The following is an 18,742-nucleotide window of genomic DNA, read 5'->3' on the forward strand; positions in this document are numbered from 1 at the left end:
TAAACCTTCGCTTTCAAACTTGAAACCCGCAATCGGAACGATTTCCGATTGCGGGATTTTTTTTAACCGCGAATCTTGACAAACCCCGAGATCATCACAATCGCGGTGGCAAGCACAACTAGCATTGTCAAGTATTTGGGACGACTGTTGCGAATGAATGCCAACTTCTCGCTGCGTCCGACCATCGCCGCTGCAAGAAAGAAAACAACAAACGCCATCAGCATCTTGGTTCCCACTAAAGCGTGATACAAACCATCGCCTTTGTGATTGGGAATCGCTCGGAAATAGTTGTAGAAACCGCTGACGAGAAACAACAGCACTCCGCCGTGCACGAATCGCTTCCAACGCCCCATCAACGCGGTGGCAAGCGTTTGGTGCTCGGCGTCACTGATTTGCTTCGCAGCGGGCATCAACGCCAAAAGCGTAAACACGCTGCCGCCGACTAAGGTGATCGCGGTCCCCACGTGTACGACTCGCGAAATAACGTCGATCCAAAACATAAATGTATCCTGCCAATGCTCAAGTGCTAAAAGGTTGATGGGGTTAAGTCGGCGATCTTGGTGCCAACACGATCGCTTCGTCTCGATAAAGCACTCGCAGGTCTTCCTGGCTCCACGCCTCACGACCGATTGCTGGATCACCAATGTCTACCATCCCATCTGGCTTGATTCCAAACAAGACGACAGAGTGACGAAAGCCCGGAGCCCATCCGTATCGACGAACGTATTTCGGATCGGCACCGAATCGAGGTAACCCGACGACAACAATGCAGGGATAGGGTCCGCTCTCGATCAATTCGATTGCCGTAGCCTTTATCACCATTGGCCTGGTGTTTTGACCCGCAGTCGCTTTGACCAACCCTCGCCACAAGCCCAGCGAGGGTGTGCCTCTTGCATCCGTCAGACACCATTGCACCATTTGAGCTTCCGACACTTCCACTCCGGACGCTCGCAACAATGTTGCTCCCGCCGCTGCGCTGCACGTTCGATCATGAGATTGAATGCACACTCCGCCGTCGGCCCATTGGTTTCCTCCGTAGACGGGACGAAAGAGCGGTTGAAGAATGGGTTGGAACAACGTAGCAACCATCAAGAACAACAAACTGACCGCTCCGAACACTTGTCTCCATTTCGGGCGACGTGGAAGTCGGTACGCAGCCCCCGCTGCGACCGCCAACGCGATCACGGTAAGGTTGGACCAAACGATCGCGGCTGATGAGGGAATCCAATTTGCCCAAAAGATTCGATCTTTACTGAAGAAGATCAGTGCAAGCGATGACAGTGCAGCGATGGAAGCAATCCATGACGACCAATGCGAAGGCACTGATGGCTGAGAACCTAGATCTGCGAACTCGCTTGGCGGTCGAAGCCACATTGCCATAGCAATGGCAACTAGCACCCCCAATGTTCCCATCGTGCCAATTGCAATCCAAAGGTCGCTCATGATGCACCGTAGCCGCTAACCGGAAGCATCGCCGGTTCCACGCGGCGGCACGGAAGGAGGTTGCTGGACGACCGGCGGCTGCGAACTTATGGGAGCCGCTTTCGTCACCGGCTTGGCCGCCGTAGCCGCTGGCGTTCGAGTTCGTGATGTCGGTCGCCGCTTAATGGGAGCAAGAGCATGTTGAGACTGGTAAGCCACGTCAGCAATCAAAGCGTCGACTCGATTGCGACACACCGCGTAGATTGCCAGTGACGGAATCGCAACGATCAATCCACCCACTGTCGTTACGAGTGCTTGGTAAATTCCTTCAGCCAAGTCGCCTGCACCGGCCGCTCCGCGCGTCGTCGCAACCTGCTGAAAGGCAAAGATCATCCCGGTAACGGTGCCCAACAATCCCACCATCGGTGCGATGTTGCCAATCACAGATAAATACTCAATTCGCCGCATTAGCCTTGCTGCTTGAGCCGCCAAAGAATCTTCGACAGCCTTTTCGACCTCGTTCCATCCCAAGTCAAGTTCCGACAAACCCGACAACAACACAACGCTAAGTACACTCGGCTCTCGGCGGCACGCGGCGTCGGCTTCGGGCAAGCGGCCGGTCAAGAGCGCCTGTCGCACAGCATCCGATACACCATCGGGAACAATCTCTCGTCGCCTTAACGACATAACTTGATCAAATGCTAAGTAAGCAGCCGAAACACTAAGCGCAAATAAAACGATCAAAATCAGCAGGCCAAAAATTCCACCGCTGAAAATGACGTCGACCCACCCCGTTCCTTGGTCCTCGTCGAGTACGACGCCATTCTGTGCCCACACCAAAGCGATCCTCAAACACATCATGAAACTTCCTCGCGATCATCTTCCTGGTCAACCGCTCCCACCGAAAGCAAAAACTCGGCGTCGGCCAACAATGGTTCGTCCCACTGCAACCGCAACACACCATCGCTTTGCAGCTTCACGATCGTCTCGCTATGGCGATCACGTATTCCAGACTCGGCTCGAATGACACGTCTGCGGCTCTGGACGAACGAAAGCACAAACATTGAAAAGATTGCGGTAGGCAAGACCGACAAAATCAAACTGGTCAACATCATCGCAAAGTCAGGTTTGGGAAACGCTGACAAGTTTCCCGAAAAGTGGGAAAGGGTATCGAAACTGGCGTCAAAATAGCCGCGATACAACGCGATGACGGGGCCGGACATCAGCAACCAAAAAATGATTGTGCCAATCAATCCGAACAGGAAACCGAGTCCTCGAGACGCCGAAACCTTATCAACCTCTTCTTCAAAGATTTGTTGCGAACGTTCCTGCAGCGTATCGATTCCTGACAAGTACGCCAATTGGCCGCGTGTGCCATCTTCCACCATCGAAGGAACGGAAGACTCTTTCTCGTGCCTGAGGTGCGCCAACTCGCGACGAAAGTTCATCGCGAGCGGCCCTAACCGATCAGCAACCGCGGCGGCGCTTCTTTTTCGCAAACCATCTCGCACATCCGCGTTCGCATCCCGGTCGGACGTTAAGTTCTTTGTCGTCGTCCACACGGTGCTAACCAGCGACGGCAACGATCCCGATAGAGACATCAAAACACGATCCCATGCGCCGTGCGTAAGATTCAGCAGTCCTAGCAAACTTCGATACGGAAACCAAAATGCCGCCGTATCGGTCAGAAGCGACAAACGTAATCTTGATCTGATTGCCGCTCGCAACGTCCCGCTATTGCCCACCAGTGACCCTGCCACTTCGCCCGGCAACGCAAGAGCCTCGCGATTGAGTCGCATGACGGCACCGGTCAATTCGGGCAAGTGATCGCTGAGGACTGAATGCAACGCGCATCGAAAGCGGGCGTCGAGTGCAGCCAAGCGAGTCCCTCGCCTACGATCGCCTTCCCAAGACTGAGCCAATTCCGATTCAATCCGTGAACTAATTGTTTCGGCTGCAACTCGGCCTACTTCATCTTCCGTGTTGTTTTGCACGTCGAAATCTTCGATCACAATCGGTGTCGCGATCTTGCTAGTGGGTGCCACCGAACGCATGCGTCCGACGAAAGCATCCATATCCGCAACAAGTGTCTCGTCCTTACGAACCGCGTTGACTACTGGAATGACAATCGTGCCTTCGCTGGCCTCGGTCGTCATGGCGATCGTTCGACTTCGCAATTGGTCTCGCCGAACCACCAACAACAAGATCGAAGCCAACGACAAGGCTCGCCCCGCCGCAGCAGCAATAGCCCGTCGATCGTCGGTCGAACCAGGCGCGTCGACCAACAGGTACGGCATCCCAATGGATTGCATTTCGGAGGTGGGGCAATGAACGAATTGCTCTAGTCGAGAATCCAAATCCGCAGGCGGAAACGGCCCAATCCAAAGAAGCTTTTCGGTGGCTTCGTCCAAATTGTTGCCACTGCGAACACTCTTGGCTGCGGCCGAACCTCGAACCAATTGTCGAACGATCCACGACTTACCCTGTCCGGTCGCACCCACGACGGCAACAACGGTCAAACCACGACTGCGATCGTCACAAATCATACGCCTTGCTTCGGCATGCTCGTCACAAAGTTCAAGCACTTCACGACCAGCAGCACTTTCGCCAAGCACAGACTTTGCCGAACGCCGAACGCGCTGCAAAAATTCGTATCCGGGCACCGCCAAGAAATCGTCACCGCCACTCATTCGGGGTCGGCTTTCCGTTGAATACTCGTGCGTGTCAGTCAAGGTGTCTGTCGTGAAAGAGGAGTTATCTGTCGTGAGCGAGGGCACGCATGGGAGCACAAAGTCTAACGTTTTTGGTTAGGAAAGTGATCCCGTAACGACTTGCGGAAGTCATCACGCATGCGGTGCAATGGCAACGTGGCGTGATTGGATGCGCGTGCAGCGATCTTGGGAATCGGCAATTTCACGCTCACACCGCCCACCTTTATTGTCTCGGGAACTTCGACTCGAGCGACACCAAAGGTATCGCATAGCACGGCCTGAAAATCGGCAACTTGTTGACGCGCAGCTTGTTGTTCGACGTTTCGGGTGTTTTGCTTGCCCGCCCACATCGTGGCAAAGGTTGTTAAACCACCGGCAATGAACAGTTCGGACATGGACGCTGAAGCAATCAATGTGCTTCCGAAGTCGACCGGCAAAGTCAACACACCACCGAAAGCCGCCAACAATGCACCGAGCGGGGTCAATCCAACGAGCAGCTTCTTGCCACGCGGGACTTCCTCCCACATTTGACGCACTGCCTCGTCCAATCTTCGCGGATCCAAAGAAGTAAAGTCGTCTCGTTCAAATCGCAAAATCGCTGCCTCAGCGGCATCATTCCACATTTCTTTTGACTCTGCGGTAACTGAAGGACTCGAAAGATCCGGCCAATGCGGCAACTTGGTCGCACCGCCATGACGGTCAATCGCCAGAGTCAGTTTCTGGGGTGTCAACAACCCGCCGTATTCTCCTCGCTTGAACTTATCTTTGATGTCACCGGCGGTTCTTTCCGCAATCGCAGTCGGCGTTAGGCTGCGCAACAGGTTGCCCGCTCCCCCGAAGAAATTTCTCATTTTGGCGTTCAACCGCACACCCCATCGCGCATACCACGGCGCTGTGATCGCAAACGATTCAGTCAATTGACGGATAATTCGTTCGCTTTGGTGCAGTCGCAATTCTGTGATTTCGGAACCGAGACCACGATGAGCAAAGAAATCCAAAGCTGCGTTCAGCAAACAACGTTGTCCTTCGAAGGTTTGCTTCTCCGATCGAGCGGCATCTTTCTCGAGCTCTCGGTAGGCGTCTTCCCAAACCACGCGATAAAGATTTTCTTCCAACGAATAGCGAAACGTCTCGAAGAGAACACCGCGGTCCAATCGAGCAGGCATCGCCTGTAGCATGCGGCTACTCTCGATCGCTGCGGGTGGGTTTTCCTCGGTCGCTGCGCGAAGAGAAAAGAACACCGGCAAAGAATCCGATTCGGGATCGAGGGCCCGCGCAACCACGTCATCCGGTGCGGGTATGAACGGACGACTCGATGGGATCTCGAAATCGTACGCCGCATAGATCGTTTCAATTCCGTGAGTTCTGGCGAGCGGATCAAACGTTTCGAATACTTGATCGGGCGTTTGCCGGGGTCGTATTTTGTTGACTGCCAACATGCGAGGGATTCCCGGCATCAAGTCCGAGGCAATGCGAAGCAAGTCGCCCAGTGCCGCATCGCGAGACGATTCCGCCGACGTTACCACTAAGAATGCCGAGCACAACGTTGCTGCGCGACTGAGAACAGCTCGTCGGTCTTGCGGTGACCCCAAACCAAAGGCTTCGTCGGAAACAATGTCCGGACAATCGAGCAAACCTAAGCCAATCTGATTGAGCCGATCGTCCGTTGCTACCAGAGGTACGGAAAGCAGTTCGGCATTCCCGTCGTGATTGTTGTACTGTTGATGGGCAACCGCAGGATCAAGACTCAGCATTTCAGGCGTCTCGCCAATTGAATCGCCAATCCGCTGCATTAGCAGCCCCCACAACTCGGCGTCACTTTCCCATTGCGATGGCAACCACAAGACAAAACGATGTGTGCCTTCGCGGTTGCTGCTTCCTCGCAAGGTCCTAGCGCGGCCCTGCTCACTTAGGAAGGTTGCCACCAACGAAGTCTTACCGCTGTTAAGCATTCCCGCGACCGCTACGGTCGGCCAATCAACCAGTTGTTCGGCGGTATGAAATTGACGCCCCGCCGAAAGCACCTCCGCAGCCAACGTGGTCGTGCTATCGCGAGCATCAAATCGACGCAGCGCTGACAAGAAACTTTCGCGACCTTCGTTGGGATAAACGCGTTCGACCGCAGCACGCTGGTCATCGTCTTCCAACAACGACAACAGAGACGACCAGTCAATGTACGTTTTCGATCCTCGTTTCGCAGTTCCAAAAATGCTCATGTTTCCGTCACAAAGTCGTGCTTGCCGTCATTGGTTTTTCCGCAGGACGATGCGTCCGCGTTGGAGGACCGTAAGACGTCTTCCCACCAACGAGCAGATTCGAATTCGTCCCAGGTGTTGGCATCGTTGCATGATCGCAGTGCCAATGCTAGGTCTTCGGCGGTTCGCGGTCGTTCGCCAGCGTTTTTTCGTAAGCAGCTCATGATCACATTTTGCAGATCCTCGGGCAAAGGCCTGCCAAGTCGCTCAATAGGACGAATGGGGTTCTCATTGAGCTGCTTCATGCAAATGTCGACCGATCCCGCAGCGTCAAAGAGTGGTTGCCCCGTCAGCAGCACATATCCTACCGCCCCCACAGAATACAGGTCGCTTTGCGGCGTCGTCAGAGCCGCATCCCGAACCGCCTCGGGTGACATATACATGGGCGTTCCGGTGATCGAATCGGTGCGTGTGAGCGTATCGTCGCACGAAACGGTCGAAACTTTCTTTACCAACCCAAAATCGACGACCTTTATGATCTCGCTGACTCCCGCAAACGAGCTCAATAAAAGATTGGCGGGTTTGATGTCGCGATGAATCATATCCTTTTGATGAGCCTCAGCTAAGGATCCGCAAATCTGGATCAGCAGATGAATCACACGTCCGGGCGGCTGTGCCCCATAGCAATCAACTAGTTCTTGTAGAGTCAGCCCATCGACATATTCCATCACGTAAAAGAACACTCCATCATCCGTCAGGCCAAAGTCATAGATATCAATGGTGTTGGGATGCTGCAAAGAAGCTGTCAATTGAACTTCGCGCTGAAATCGGGAAGCGGATAACTCGTCAAGTTCGTCTAGCTCGTCCTTGGCGAGCACCTTGATCGCGACAGGTCGCTGCAGCAATTGATGAGTGCCTTTGTAAACCGACCCCATTCCCCCGCGACCGAGCAGTTCGCCCATCGCGTACTTCCCCAGCCCACGAGAAGATTCCCGAAACAGGTCGACTTTGCGATGCATGTGGTAGGTCGTTTCACCCAAGACAACAATGCCAAGGACTGCGGTGCCAAACAAAGCTAACAGGCCAAGCATCGAACGTCGCAACAATCCAAGAGCTCGATAAGCTTCATCGACATCCAACTCGGTCGCGACACCAAGCTCGTACTCGGGTAACCACGTCCACGCCCCCACGACTGCAACGCCGCGGTAGTCGTTGTAGCCGACCACATTGTCACCAGTCCCACCGCGAGTGGCCTGATCCGCCATAAACGTCAGCCTTGGCTGATTGCGAGTGGACGAAGTCTTGTTTCGAACGGTCACTTCGTCAGTAGGGTCATAGATCAACACATTCAAGGTGCTAACCACTCGCTGATCGCTGGGTAATTTCCCCGCGTCACGTAGTTGGTCTTCAAATCGACTTCGGGACAACATGACGCCATCGGAATCGAATGCATAGGTTTCCCCCGATTGCCCATGACGGGCAACGGAAAGCAACTGGGTGAATCGCTCGAGGGGATCGAGCAGAAACATCAAGCTGCCCACGGCTATCGCTCCGTTTTTGATGGGAGCCAATGAGGCCATTACCGGTCCGCCGGGAATCGAAAGCGGACCTGAATCTTGCATAGCGATGGGCGAAGCAAAGGGATGACAGATTGCTGTTTCCAATCCAATGATGCGACGCGTGATTGTCTCCGGAATCGGCAGCCGCTCTAGGACCAATCCTTCCACGCTCGATGCCACCACAACGCCATCAAGCGTTACGACGCACCATCCAATGTGTGCATCGTTTCGCAGCTCGCTGACCAGCGTGTTCAACGCAGCACTGTTTGGAAGCGCGACGGATTCTTGCTGCTTCGTTGACGTTGACTTCGAAAGCAATGCCGCAGCCGCCGATTGAATTGACTCAGGCTCAGCTGCGCGACGGGCAATGGCTCGCTGTTCACTCAACCACATTTCGAGCGATGAAACATTGGCGAGCAAAATGGTCTGCATCGACTCTCGGGTAACCTCTCGCATCGAATTGCGAGCGATCAAACCGATCCACAAAGTCAGAAGCGTTGAAACTAACACCAGCGCGGCGATCAACCCAAACCAACGACGTCGGACTAAGCCCGCGGCTGCATGCCAACGTTCTGCAAGCGTTCTGAAAATCGCAAACCGGCCGCGATAGAATCGTTGGGCTTGTCGATTAGATGCCCGTTCGGGTGAAGAAGACTGCCCGAAACCATCCCTCGATTTCACCTTCGGGGTTGTCGAGTTTTCGGACAAAGTTTTGGATGTGGCGGGCATCCGTCAATTATCATCCAAAATCGCCGCCGGTTGTAGTCCGGCGTTTCACGCTCCTATTCTCGAAATCCTTGTTTTTGGAAAGGATCGCTTTCGATGATTCCCACGATCAGGTAGGCGAAGCGATAATCCTTGGCACGCACGTCAGCCATGATCTTATCGACCGCACATTTATCGTAATATTCCGTCCCGCGACCAATCGCGTAAATCATCATCTTGTCAGTCAAACAGCGAACAAACTGATCTCGCCGCGTCGTCGACAATAACTTGCGCAGGTCCTCAACGCCGGAGAATTCAGTTCCGTCGGGCATCTTCCCAGACGCGTCGATTTCATCTCGTCCTTCTCGCGTTCGCCAAGCTCCCACGGCATCAAAATTCTCCATTGCAAACCCCAGCGGATCCATCATGTTGTGGCACGCTGCACAGGCTGGATTGTCTCGGTGTTGTTCCATTCGCTCGCGAAGGGTCCCTACCAGCTTGCTCTTTTCCAATTCAGGAATATTCGGCGGCGCGGGTGGCGGTGGTGTGCCCAGTAGGTTGTCGAGAATCCACTTTCCTCGTTTGACCGGGCTCGTGCGCGTCGGGTTGCTTGTGACGGTCAAGACACTCGCGTGCGTCAACAATCCACCTCGCGGGGTACCAGCTAGCGAGACCTTTCGAAAGTTGTCACCGGTAACGCCCGATATGCCGTAGTAGCGAGCGAGCTGTTCATTGAGATATGTGAAATCAGCATCCAACAAAGTTGTGACGGGTAAGTTCTCTCGCATCACTCCGGCAAAGAATGTCAAAGTCTCTCGCCGCATTAGATCTCGAATCTCATCATCAAACATTCGGTACATCCGAGTGTCTGGGTTAACGGAGTCGAGGTTACGCAACTGAAGCCATTGACCTGCAAAATTTTCGACAAATCGATTAGCGCGTGGATCACGAATCATCCGAGCAACCTTGCTGAGCAATTTCTTTCGGTCTCGCAGTTCACCCCGATGAGCAAGCAGTAGAAGCTCGTCGTCGGGCATGCTGCTCCACAAGAAATACGAAATGCGGGTAGCGAGTTCGTATTGCGAAATCGGCGGCATCTTGCCGCTGGAATCGGGGCCGCGCGGAGCTTCAACTTTGAATAAGAAATGCGGTGAAACAAGAATGGCTTGCAGTGCCACCTGGATTCCTTCCTCATAGCTACCACCATCGGCGCGAACGTCCGCAGCCAGCTTCACCAAACGATTCACTTCGTCGCGATTAGCAGGTCGGCGAAACGCCCGACTGGCGAGGCGACTTACAACCGAGGCAGTCGCCTGGTCATCACTTCGCTGCGATCCGGGGGTCACGAAGATTAGCTTCCTGTGACTCGCGGGCAACTGCTTGGGTGACACTAAGGACGATGTGACCTCGTCCCCACGCAAATGCAAATGATGGACGCGAAGGTTTCGATCCTGTCCATCCTTGTAGTAGTCGTTCACGAAACTAATTTCAAACTTCTTAGTTCCTTTCGCCAATCGCATCCGAACTTCGTAATCCTTGGGTTCCTTGTTCGGGACATCGATGATCTTTTCCTTGCGTCCGACTTGGACTTTCATACGACATGGATCGGAACCACCTTGGTCACCACTGGCGGTTAACGTTAATGTGTAGATCCCGCCAAAGGGCAAGTCCGTCTGCATCGCCACCGTTCCGTTGCTGCCCATGTTCAGCGAGCCGTTACGGTACGTATATTTTTCTCCACCGATCAAGTCACTGGGAACTTTGTCGATCTCGTAAATCTCGCCTGGTGGGGGAGTGTAAATCGCTTTGCCGGAAATGTACTCGGCAGCGTCGAGATACTTTTCAATTAGCAATGGTGGTAGCGAAAGCACATCACCGATGTTGTCAAAACCGTAGCCAACGTCATCGCCAGGGAAGTTACTGGCGGGTTTGTAATTCACTCCCGTCAAATCACGTACCGTGTTTTGGTACTCAGCTCGGTTGAGTCGGCGCAACGCAACCTTTCCCGCGTTCGGATTTCGAACGCAATCAACAGCGTTAGCAAGCTCGTCGAGCCACTTGATCATCGACTCACGAGTAGCCGCATCCATCATTTCGCCATCTTCAGGCGGCATGGAGCCCAATTGCACTTGCGCCAACGCGCGAACCCACAAGTTGCGATCCTTCAACAAGTCTCCGGCCGAGGCGTGATCTTCGAGCGAGATATCGCTGCCCGATTCGTGGCAATCGATGCAATAAGTCTTTAATAACGGCGACAATACATCGCGATAACCGGCTTCACGCGAGGCGTTATCGGCATTGGCGTTTGTGGCCCAGGCAAAGAAGCATACGCATACCCACAAGAAATAACGGTGCGTTGGCCTAAAGAGAAAATCAAACGACAACTGCATGGTGGGATTTATGTTCCGACGGAAGGGCGATTGAAGGGGATCTCGGCGGGACACAATCAGAAATCCAATCAAGAGCATGGCAAATCCAGTGGCGTGACCGCCAAGATTTGAATCTTTCCCAGGTTCACATTTCTTTCCCAGGCTTCCATCGTGCACCGAAGTCTAACCTCTAGTTTAAACTGACGCGAACCTGAAACCCCCACGAGCTAACTCGATCGGGGCAGAGTACAATAGAAGATTAACCAAGCAACGGTTTTTGGTTTAAGAAAAACGGCTGCGAAGAATTGAAGTACTCGAAGAAATCAGTGAGGCGGCCGTCGAATTCACACTCCGCGTGAAGTCACGCCCACCACAAGGGCCCACCACGTGAACGATACGATTGAGCTAAAGTGTCCTAAATGCAGTCTTCCGATGCTGGTGCAGCGGCCCACGGGACCATCGCAAATCGCTTGCCCTAAATGCTCTCGAGTGATCACGCTATCAGCCGACGGAAAGATAACGTCAGCGCCCGCACAGGATAACTTCACTCAACTACCTGCGCCGCTGATCGTTTCGGCTCCCCCGCCGACTCGTCGCCCCCAACACCTCCCTGAATCCCCTCGAACTTCGCCTCCTGCAACCGCGTCGTCATCTTCGGTGCATTCGGGCCAAGCCCACTTCGGTGGGGGCGACCCCAGATTGGCAGACTCGCACCTTTCGCCATATCACCGCAAACGTCCGGTCGCCAAAGACCAATCTCTCAAGCACATCGTCATTGCCGCCAGTGTGGGTCTAGCCATGCTGATGGCTGGTGGTTTGTATTTCGCGTTTAAAGACCGAATCGAGATGGCATCACTGCTGCAAAGCCTGCCAAGTCTCGACTCGCACAAATCGGTAATCACTAGCGCGTCGAAGTCAATGCAGAAAGCAACCGCCAGCGTGGGTCGGATTCATGATTCGCAATCTCGCGACGTTGAGATGCAAGAACTCGCGACAGTCACATCTGATTTCCGCGACCTTGCACGCCGCGCGGCCTCATTGCCAACACTGACGCAGGCCGAGGCGATCGAGCTTGAAACCTGGGCAAAGAAGAACGCTCAACAACAGAGCGCCAGTGCACTAGAACGCAATGTTTCGGCAGTGGAAAGTCGACGAATGATCGCCAACGGGGAAATCCGAAGTCAACTCAATCGGTTGGCCTTCGCAATCGCGGACTTCGCTGCTGTTACCAACACGGCTTGGAAACCGGTTCCGCGCCCCGAGACGCCCGCTGAGGAAATCGAATACCAAATCTTGATGGTGTATCGACAGCTATGGTCGAAGCTTTACGACGTAGCCGATGACCGCGAATATCAGTCACTCAGCGACACGTTCAGTAAAGCCGAACGACAAGTTGCCACGCTGCGTTCGCAATATGAACGACAGGACATGGGTGGGACCACTATCAGGCCAAGTTCCTCCTACGCGCCGATCCTTGCGACTTACCATGTGAAACAGGCCGCTCGCTTTCGGTTGCTCGAAGACCAGTTCGGTGCGCTCGACGAGGCGCTGGCCTACCAAAACTTCACGAAGGATAGCGAAGAGTTTCTTGGTGGCAGCGACGAAAAGCTATACCAACTCGCTTTGAAGTATGAAACCCAGCCGTCGTTCGGACAGTTAGCGGCGAATATCGAATCGACTGACGCAACGAATCCCAGCCAAGAAACCGATGAGACCGCTGGCGGGTTTCAAGGGCGTTTCAATGAAGACAGAATCCGCCAGGAAAACGAGGCGAAAGCAGAGACAGATCGGCGGATCCGACGATCGCCCACCGAAATGGCGATGCTTGACGAGGCCACCGAGAAACGTGATGCCATGCGACGGGAGGAAGCCAGACACGAAGGAATCTCAGTCGACGAACTCGAGGCTCGAAAACGAGCCGAGCGCTACGCCAATTCGATGAAATCGAGCCCTGAAAGCGAGGGCATCTCCACTAAGGAAGCTTCGCAGGACACGGCCGCATCGACTGCCGAGCAGGCCTTTCGTCGCCGACACCGTGATAAGTCCATCACCGTGGTTAGAATTTTGGACGCACCGCCCGCATCCGAGCTTGCCATCATCGAAGAGGACTTTCGCCAAGAGTTTCGTCCCGACGCGATTTCAGTACGATCCTTTGGCGACGAAGCGATCGTGCTCTTGGTCCACGATGGCAGCCTGGACGAAATGGGTAGCAAACTTTACTGGGGAAAGCTGATTTCGGTCGACTCGGTGAACCGAGAACTTCGCATTCGCTACACCGATTGAAAGGCGTGGCGGATTGCGACAGAGTCAATCTTCGCCACGACGTTCAATAACCTCGAATCGCTTGTCACGAAAACGATAGGTGACCAAGCCGAACCCTACTTACCAGATCCGAACACGCTTTTCGGGGGCCAAGTACAAGTCGTCATCAGGTTTGACGTCGAACGCCTTGTACCACGCGTCCATATTGCGAACGATTCCATTGACGCGAAACTCGCTGGGGCTGTGTGGATCGGTTACCAATCGCTTGAGCAGTTCCGGCTCGCGATACAGTCGACGCCAAATTTGCGACCATCCCAAAAAGAATCGCTGATCACCCGTGAGACCGTCAATGACAGGTGCCTCCTGACCATTGAGCGATAACCGGTAGGCCTCGTAGGCAACACTAAGCCCACCAAGATCGCCGATGTTTTCACCCAACGTGAGCTCGCCATTGACGTAATTGCCTTTGACGGGCTCGAACTCGCTGTACTGGCCGACCAAGTCTTTGGCCCGTCGTTCGAATTCTTCGCGATCGGTTTCAGTCCACCACATACGAAGATTACCTTTGCCATCGTACTTGCTACCCTTGTCGTCGAACCCGTGGCTTAACTCGTGACCAATCACCGCCCCGATGGCACCATAGTTGACGGCATCATCAGCTTTGAGGTTAAAAAACGGAGGCTGTAAGATCGCGGCCGGAAAAACAATCTCGTTCATCACGGGGTTGTAGTACGCGTTGATCGTTTGCGGTGTCATATGCCATTCGCTGCGATCGATAGGTCCACCGAGCTTTGCTAATTCTCGAGCATGTTCGAACTCGCCATAAGCAATCAAGTTCTCAGCTAGCACGAGTGAATCGATCTGCAGCTTGCTATAGTCCTTCCACTCATCGGGATAGCCGATCTTGGTGGTGAACATCGACAACTTTTCAAGCGCCTGCTTCTTCGTTCCTTCACCCATCCAATCTCGCGTCTCAATTCGAGCGGCGAACGCCTTCTTCAAGTTCTCGACCAATTCGTTCATCGCCTCTTTCGCTTCCGGCGTGAAGTGTTCTTCGACGTAGATCTGGCCCACTAATTCGCCCAGCACGCTGCCGGTTGTTGAAACGGCACGTTTCCACATTGGCTCTTGTTCGGTAACGCCGCTGACGGCTGTTTGATGGAACGCGAAATGACGCTGTTCGATTTCCTCACTCAGACTGTCTGCGTAGGTGTCGATCACGCGGAACCGCATGTAGTTCTTAGCGGCATCACTGTCGATGTTACGGGACAACTGTCCGATCATCTCGAAATAACTAGGTTGGCGAACGACGAACGACTCAACGCTGCCCATATCGGCGCCTTCGGCGTAGCCTTGCCAATCGAATACCGTCATCAACGCCCGCATTTCTTCAGCGGTTTTCTTGTTGTAGGTTTTGACAGGATCCCGATTCTCAGTCTTCGTCCACTGATACTCAGCGAGCGTTTTCTCAACTTCAAGAACTTGTGCCGCCGCTGATTCAGCATTATCAACACCGATGATGGTCATCATGTCGGAGATGTAGGTTTTTAATTGATCGCGAAGCGTGACGTAGCGTTCATCATCCTCGAGATAATAATCTCGGTCGGGCAGGGTTAGCCCACCTTGGGTGAGGTAAACGGCATAGCTGTCGCTATCCTTCGCATCCACATTGACATACATCCCGAAGGCTGGATTGACACCACGCTTGGAAAGCTTGCCAGCAACGCGCACCAAGTCCTCGGGCTCAGCGTTGTCAATCATCTCCAACATCGGCTTGATTGGTTTGATGCCCGCTTGATTGCGTGCTTCGAGATTCAAGACCGAATTGTAAAGATCGCCGACCTTCTGAGTCGCTGAACCTTTTTCGCCTCCTTCGGCAGCAGCTTTCTCGATCAGTGTTCGCACCTGCTCGCGCGTTTGATCGTCCAGCAAAGTAAAGATGCCATAGTTGGACTTGTCACCGGGAATCTCAGTCTTATTGAGCCAAACTTCGTTGGCATACGTGTAGAAATTGTCACCTGGTTCAACGGTGGGGCTGAACAAAGACTGGTCGATTCCAGAGACCTTTGGGGGCTCGGCGATCTTGTCAGGTTGGTCTGCAACCGAGAATAAACCAGCAGACAGAGACAAACTCAATGCAAACAGTAAGCGAATCACGTGGGAACCCTGTGCGAAGGAACGATCGAAGGTGGATCAAGTAGCCAAAAGGATACCCGTGTTGTCAAAGTTTCGTCCAGCGTGATCGAAAAACTCTCACCGAACGACCTTTCGCTCCTGAGCAGACGCCACGCTTGCATCGTCCAAATCAAGGGCCATTATTTTTGCTTTCCCGTTGGCGTCCCGATAGGATGAAAGAGCGTCGCGTCGCCAAACCGCCGTCCCGACAACCGAGATGTTTTGGCAGCTTCCGACACCCTCTATTCTCCTCTTCGTGCGAAAAGGTTCCTGATGATGGTCATGAGAGCGTTCTGTTTACCAGTGTTTGCGGCTGCGATGGTTGCGTTTGGAAATTCAGGATCGGCGATTGCTGATCCGCCAAGTCCAATTCCTCCGGGCGCCCCCCAAGCTCCACCGGCATCGGACCCGTTTGGCAACAATCCCCCGAGACTTGGAAATGGTGCCGATCCATTGGCACCGCAGGCGGATCCGTTTCAACAACCATCGGCTCGCAACCGAGTAAAGCAAACACCGTTGTTGACAACGGAAGAAGCGGTTCAAAATTCGATAGCGAAATCAGTCAATACTCAGATTGTTGAGCAACGCATTCGTGCAGCGCTCGATGACGAGACAACCCATAGCTTCATTGAACAGCCGTTAAGCGATGCAATCGCGATCCTTTCGCGTGCGCACAAAATTCCGATGGTGATCGACAATCGTGCATTGGACGAAATTGGAATCTCCTCAGAAGACACGGTTACTTTGTCGCTGGAAAAGGTGTCACTACGAAGCTTCCTACGGCTGTTGTTGCGGGACTTAGCGTTGACCTACGTAATCAACGATGAAACGTTGCAAATCACAACACTTGAGGCCGCTGAAAACGACATGCCGATTCGACTACATCGCTTGGATTCGGCGTTGGCAGCAGACAAAGAAGCTGTGGTAAAAGCAATTCAATTGATCGACCCCAATACTTGGGATGTCGTGGGCGGTCCGAGCTCGGTTGTCGTGGTTGGGGACACGCTAGTGGTGGCCGCGAAGGAGACGACCCACGAAAAAGTGAACAAATTGCTAGAAGAGTTGACGAACACTTCAACCGAGTGATTCGTTTGGTGAGGACATCAGCTATAGTGGGAGGCCCGCCTCAGTGATCTTTCCGCTTTTGATGCCCGCATGACTACTGCTCTGTTCGTTCCGTGCTACGTCGATCAATTCTATCCCGACGTTGCAATTTCCACTCTCGAGTTACTCGAGAGACTCGGTGAAGACGTCGTTTTCCCATCCACGCAAACCTGTTGCGGTCAGCCCATGGCCAATACAGGCTGCGTTAGTGACACGGCACCCGTGGCAAGGCAAATGGTTGATATCTTTGCCGATTACGACACCATCGTGTGTCCCTCGGGGTCCTGCACCACTATGGTGCGGCACCATTACGACGCATTCTTTGCACCCGACGATGCGGCCTACCAAAAAGTGAAATCGCGAACATTCGAGCTTTGCGAATATCTTCACGATGAACTAAAGCTTGATCATCTTGACGTCCGATTCCCCCATCGCGTTTCACTACACCAAAGCTGTCACGGACTCCGTGAATTGCGGCTCGCCTCATCAAGCGAGAACATGACGCCACGAGTCGATAAGGTTCGCAGCCTCCTATCGTTAATTCAAGACATTGAGTTTTGCGAACCCGAACGCTCTGACGAATGTTGTGGCTTCGGCGGCACCTTTGCGGTCAATGAACCAGAGGTTTCCGCTTCGATGGGACGTGACCGGGTGGCTGATCATGTAAGAACCGGCAGCGAAGTGTTGGTATCGGGTGACATGAGTTGCCTGATGCATCTGCAAGGTCTGATTCGTCGCGAGAATAATCCCATCAAGGTCATGCACGCCGCTCAAATCCTCGCTGGTCGACCTTTGCCCGCTTAGAAACAGCTTAGAAACAGTCGTTCAAGATTCATGAAACTACCTATCGTCGACCATCCTGACGCCGCTCGCGACTTCGTCAACAACGACGAACGTTCGCATTGGCATGACAAGGCTTTGTGGTTCGTTCGCAGCAAGCGTGATCGGCAAGCCCACAGCATTCCAGAATGGGAATACCTGCGTGAACTCGCGTCCCAGATAAAAACACACACGATTGCGAATCTAGATCGATACCTGCAAGATTTCGAACGCAACGCTACCGCAATGGGAGCAGTCGTGCATTGGGCCGCCGATGCTGAGGAACACAACCGAATCGTTCTCGACATTTTGAAACGGCACGACGTTCTTCGAATCATTAAAAGTAAGTCGATGTTGACTGAGGAATGTGGGCTCAATCATTACCTTGAAGATAACGGTATCGACGTTGTAGACACCGACCTTGGCGAGCGAATTGTTCAACTTCGTGGCGAAACACCTAGTCACATTGTTTTGCCTGCGATCCACATTAAGAAAGAAGAAGTCGGCGAAACCTTCCACGAACATCTTGGCACGGATGAAGGAGCCTCCGATCCTCAATACCTCACCGAAGCGGCTCGCGGTCATCTTCGCGGAAAGTTCTTAGCTGGCGAAGTTGGCATCACTGGCGTGAACTTCGGTATCGCTGAATCCGGGGGTTTTGTTGTTTGCACCAACGAAGGCAATGCCGACTTGGGTGCGTCGTTGCCGCGAGTCCATATCGCTTGCATGGGAATCGAGAAATTGATTCCTCGCCAACAAGACTTGGCTGTCTTCACGCGATTACTCGCTCGCAGCGCTACCGGTCAACCCATTACCAGCTACACATCGCATTTTCATGGACCGCGTGACGCCAATAGCGAATTGCATATTGTGTTGGTGGATAACGGACGCAGCAAACTTCGACAAAGCAAAGCCTTTCGCGACGCCCTGCATTGCATTCGATGCGGTGCCTGCATGAACACATGCCCGGTTTATCGGCGCAGCGGCGGACACTCTTACCGCGCGACGGTTCCTGGCCCTATCGGATCGGTTCTTTCCCCCACTCGTGACGACAAGCGGCATAAAAGCTTGCCTTATGCATGCAGCCTTTGCGGTTCGTGCACTGACGTTTGCCCGGTCAAAATTCCGCTGCACCATCAACTGTTGGCGTGGCGTGGTGAACTAGTGGGACGCAAACTGGTACCGCTGAACAAGCGATGGAGCATGAAAGCAGCCTCACTCTTGTTCCGTCATCCCCGCATGTTTGCGTTAATGGGTAAGGCTGGTCGAACCGCATTAAGAGTCCTGCCTCGGTTCGCGACCCATAACCGTTTCAACACCTGGACCATTGCACGCGAGCTACCGGAACCACCGAGGGAAAGCTTTCGCGATTGGTACCGCCAGAATCGAAAGCCGCCAAAATGATTCCCCATACCCATAGC

Annotated in this window: 13 protein-coding genes; 4 read left to right on the forward strand and 9 right to left on the reverse strand. The window is 53.5% G+C overall.

The features are described from left to right. Positions 1–62: 62 nt before the first annotated feature. The 8 genes from Pla22_RS22320 to Pla22_RS22355 all read right to left on the reverse strand — a co-directional run bounded on the left by Pla22_RS22320 (position 63) and on the right by Pla22_RS22355 (position 11,509). Positions 63–500: a hypothetical protein gene (locus tag Pla22_RS22320; protein ID WP_146516993.1), complete on the reverse strand. Its 438-nt coding sequence runs from the start codon at positions 498–500 to the stop codon at positions 63–65. 43 nt (positions 501–543) lie between these two features. Continuing rightward, positions 544–1,443, reverse strand: a complete 900-nt coding sequence (locus tag Pla22_RS22325; RefSeq protein ID WP_146516994.1) for a cysteine peptidase family C39 domain-containing protein — start codon at positions 1,441–1,443, stop codon at positions 544–546. A gap of 15 nt (positions 1,444–1,458) precedes the next feature. After that, positions 1,459–2,283: a MotA/TolQ/ExbB proton channel family protein gene (locus Pla22_RS22330; protein ID WP_146516995.1), complete on the reverse strand. Its 825-nt coding sequence runs from the start codon at positions 2,281–2,283 to the stop codon at positions 1,459–1,461. Next, on the reverse strand, positions 2,280–4,154 hold the full coding sequence (locus Pla22_RS22335; RefSeq protein WP_242632262.1) for a hypothetical protein: 1,875 nt from the start codon (positions 4,152–4,154) through the stop codon (positions 2,280–2,282). Before Pla22_RS22335 ends, Pla22_RS22330 begins: the two co-directional genes overlap by 4 nt. A 62-nt stretch (positions 4,155–4,216) precedes the next feature. Further along, positions 4,217–6,349: a hypothetical protein gene (locus Pla22_RS22340; protein ID WP_146516996.1), complete on the reverse strand. Its 2,133-nt coding sequence runs from the start codon at positions 6,347–6,349 to the stop codon at positions 4,217–4,219. Further along, complete coding sequence (locus Pla22_RS22345) at positions 6,346–8,397, reverse strand: serine/threonine protein kinase (RefSeq protein WP_165440791.1); 2,052 nt, start codon at positions 8,395–8,397, stop codon at positions 6,346–6,348. Before Pla22_RS22345 ends, Pla22_RS22340 begins: the two co-directional genes overlap by 4 nt. Positions 8,398–8,669: 272 nt before the next feature. Continuing rightward, on the reverse strand, positions 8,670–10,982 hold the full coding sequence (locus Pla22_RS22350) for a DUF1592 domain-containing protein (RefSeq protein ID WP_146516998.1): 2,313 nt from the start codon (positions 10,980–10,982) through the stop codon (positions 8,670–8,672). 323 nt (positions 10,983–11,305) lie between these two features. Beyond that, positions 11,306–11,509: a hypothetical protein gene (locus Pla22_RS22355; protein WP_146516999.1), complete on the reverse strand. Its 204-nt coding sequence runs from the start codon at positions 11,507–11,509 to the stop codon at positions 11,306–11,308. Positions 11,510–11,660: 151 nt separating this feature from the next. Here Pla22_RS22355 and Pla22_RS22360 point away from each other — a divergent pair, with 151 nt between their 5' ends. Further along, positions 11,661–13,244 (forward strand): hypothetical protein, encoded by a 1,584-nt coding sequence (locus Pla22_RS22360; RefSeq protein WP_146517000.1) that lies wholly within the window; start codon positions 11,661–11,663, stop codon positions 13,242–13,244. A gap of 99 nt (positions 13,245–13,343) precedes the next feature. Here Pla22_RS22360 and Pla22_RS22365 read toward each other — a convergent pair whose 3' ends face one another. Then, positions 13,344–15,380, reverse strand: a complete 2,037-nt coding sequence (locus tag Pla22_RS22365) for a M13 family metallopeptidase (RefSeq protein WP_146517001.1) — start codon at positions 15,378–15,380, stop codon at positions 13,344–13,346. A 291-nt stretch (positions 15,381–15,671) separates the two neighbouring features. On the opposite strand from Pla22_RS22365, the gene Pla22_RS22370 reads away from it, so the two are divergent. The 3 genes from Pla22_RS22370 to Pla22_RS22380 all read left to right on the forward strand — a co-directional run bounded on the left by Pla22_RS22370 (position 15,672) and on the right by Pla22_RS22380 (position 18,725). Further along, entirely contained in the window at positions 15,672–16,484 is an 813-nt protein-coding gene (locus tag Pla22_RS22370) for a hypothetical protein (RefSeq protein WP_146517002.1), read from the forward strand. Positions 16,485–16,553: 69 nt separating this feature from the next. Then, positions 16,554–17,306 carry a (Fe-S)-binding protein gene (locus tag Pla22_RS22375; protein WP_146517003.1) on the forward strand — a complete coding sequence of 251 codons (753 nt, stop codon included), beginning with the start codon at positions 16,554–16,556 and terminating at the stop codon, positions 17,304–17,306. Positions 17,307–17,336: 30 nt separating this feature from the next. Then, positions 17,337–18,725 carry a lactate utilization protein B gene (locus Pla22_RS22380; protein ID WP_146517004.1) on the forward strand — a complete coding sequence of 463 codons (1,389 nt, stop codon included), beginning with the start codon at positions 17,337–17,339 and terminating at the stop codon, positions 18,723–18,725. Positions 18,726–18,742: the final 17 nt, after the last annotated feature.

The sequence above is a fragment of the Rubripirellula amarantea genome, from assembly GCF_007859865.1.
Lineage (GTDB): Bacteria > Planctomycetota > Planctomycetia > Pirellulales > Pirellulaceae > Rubripirellula > Rubripirellula amarantea.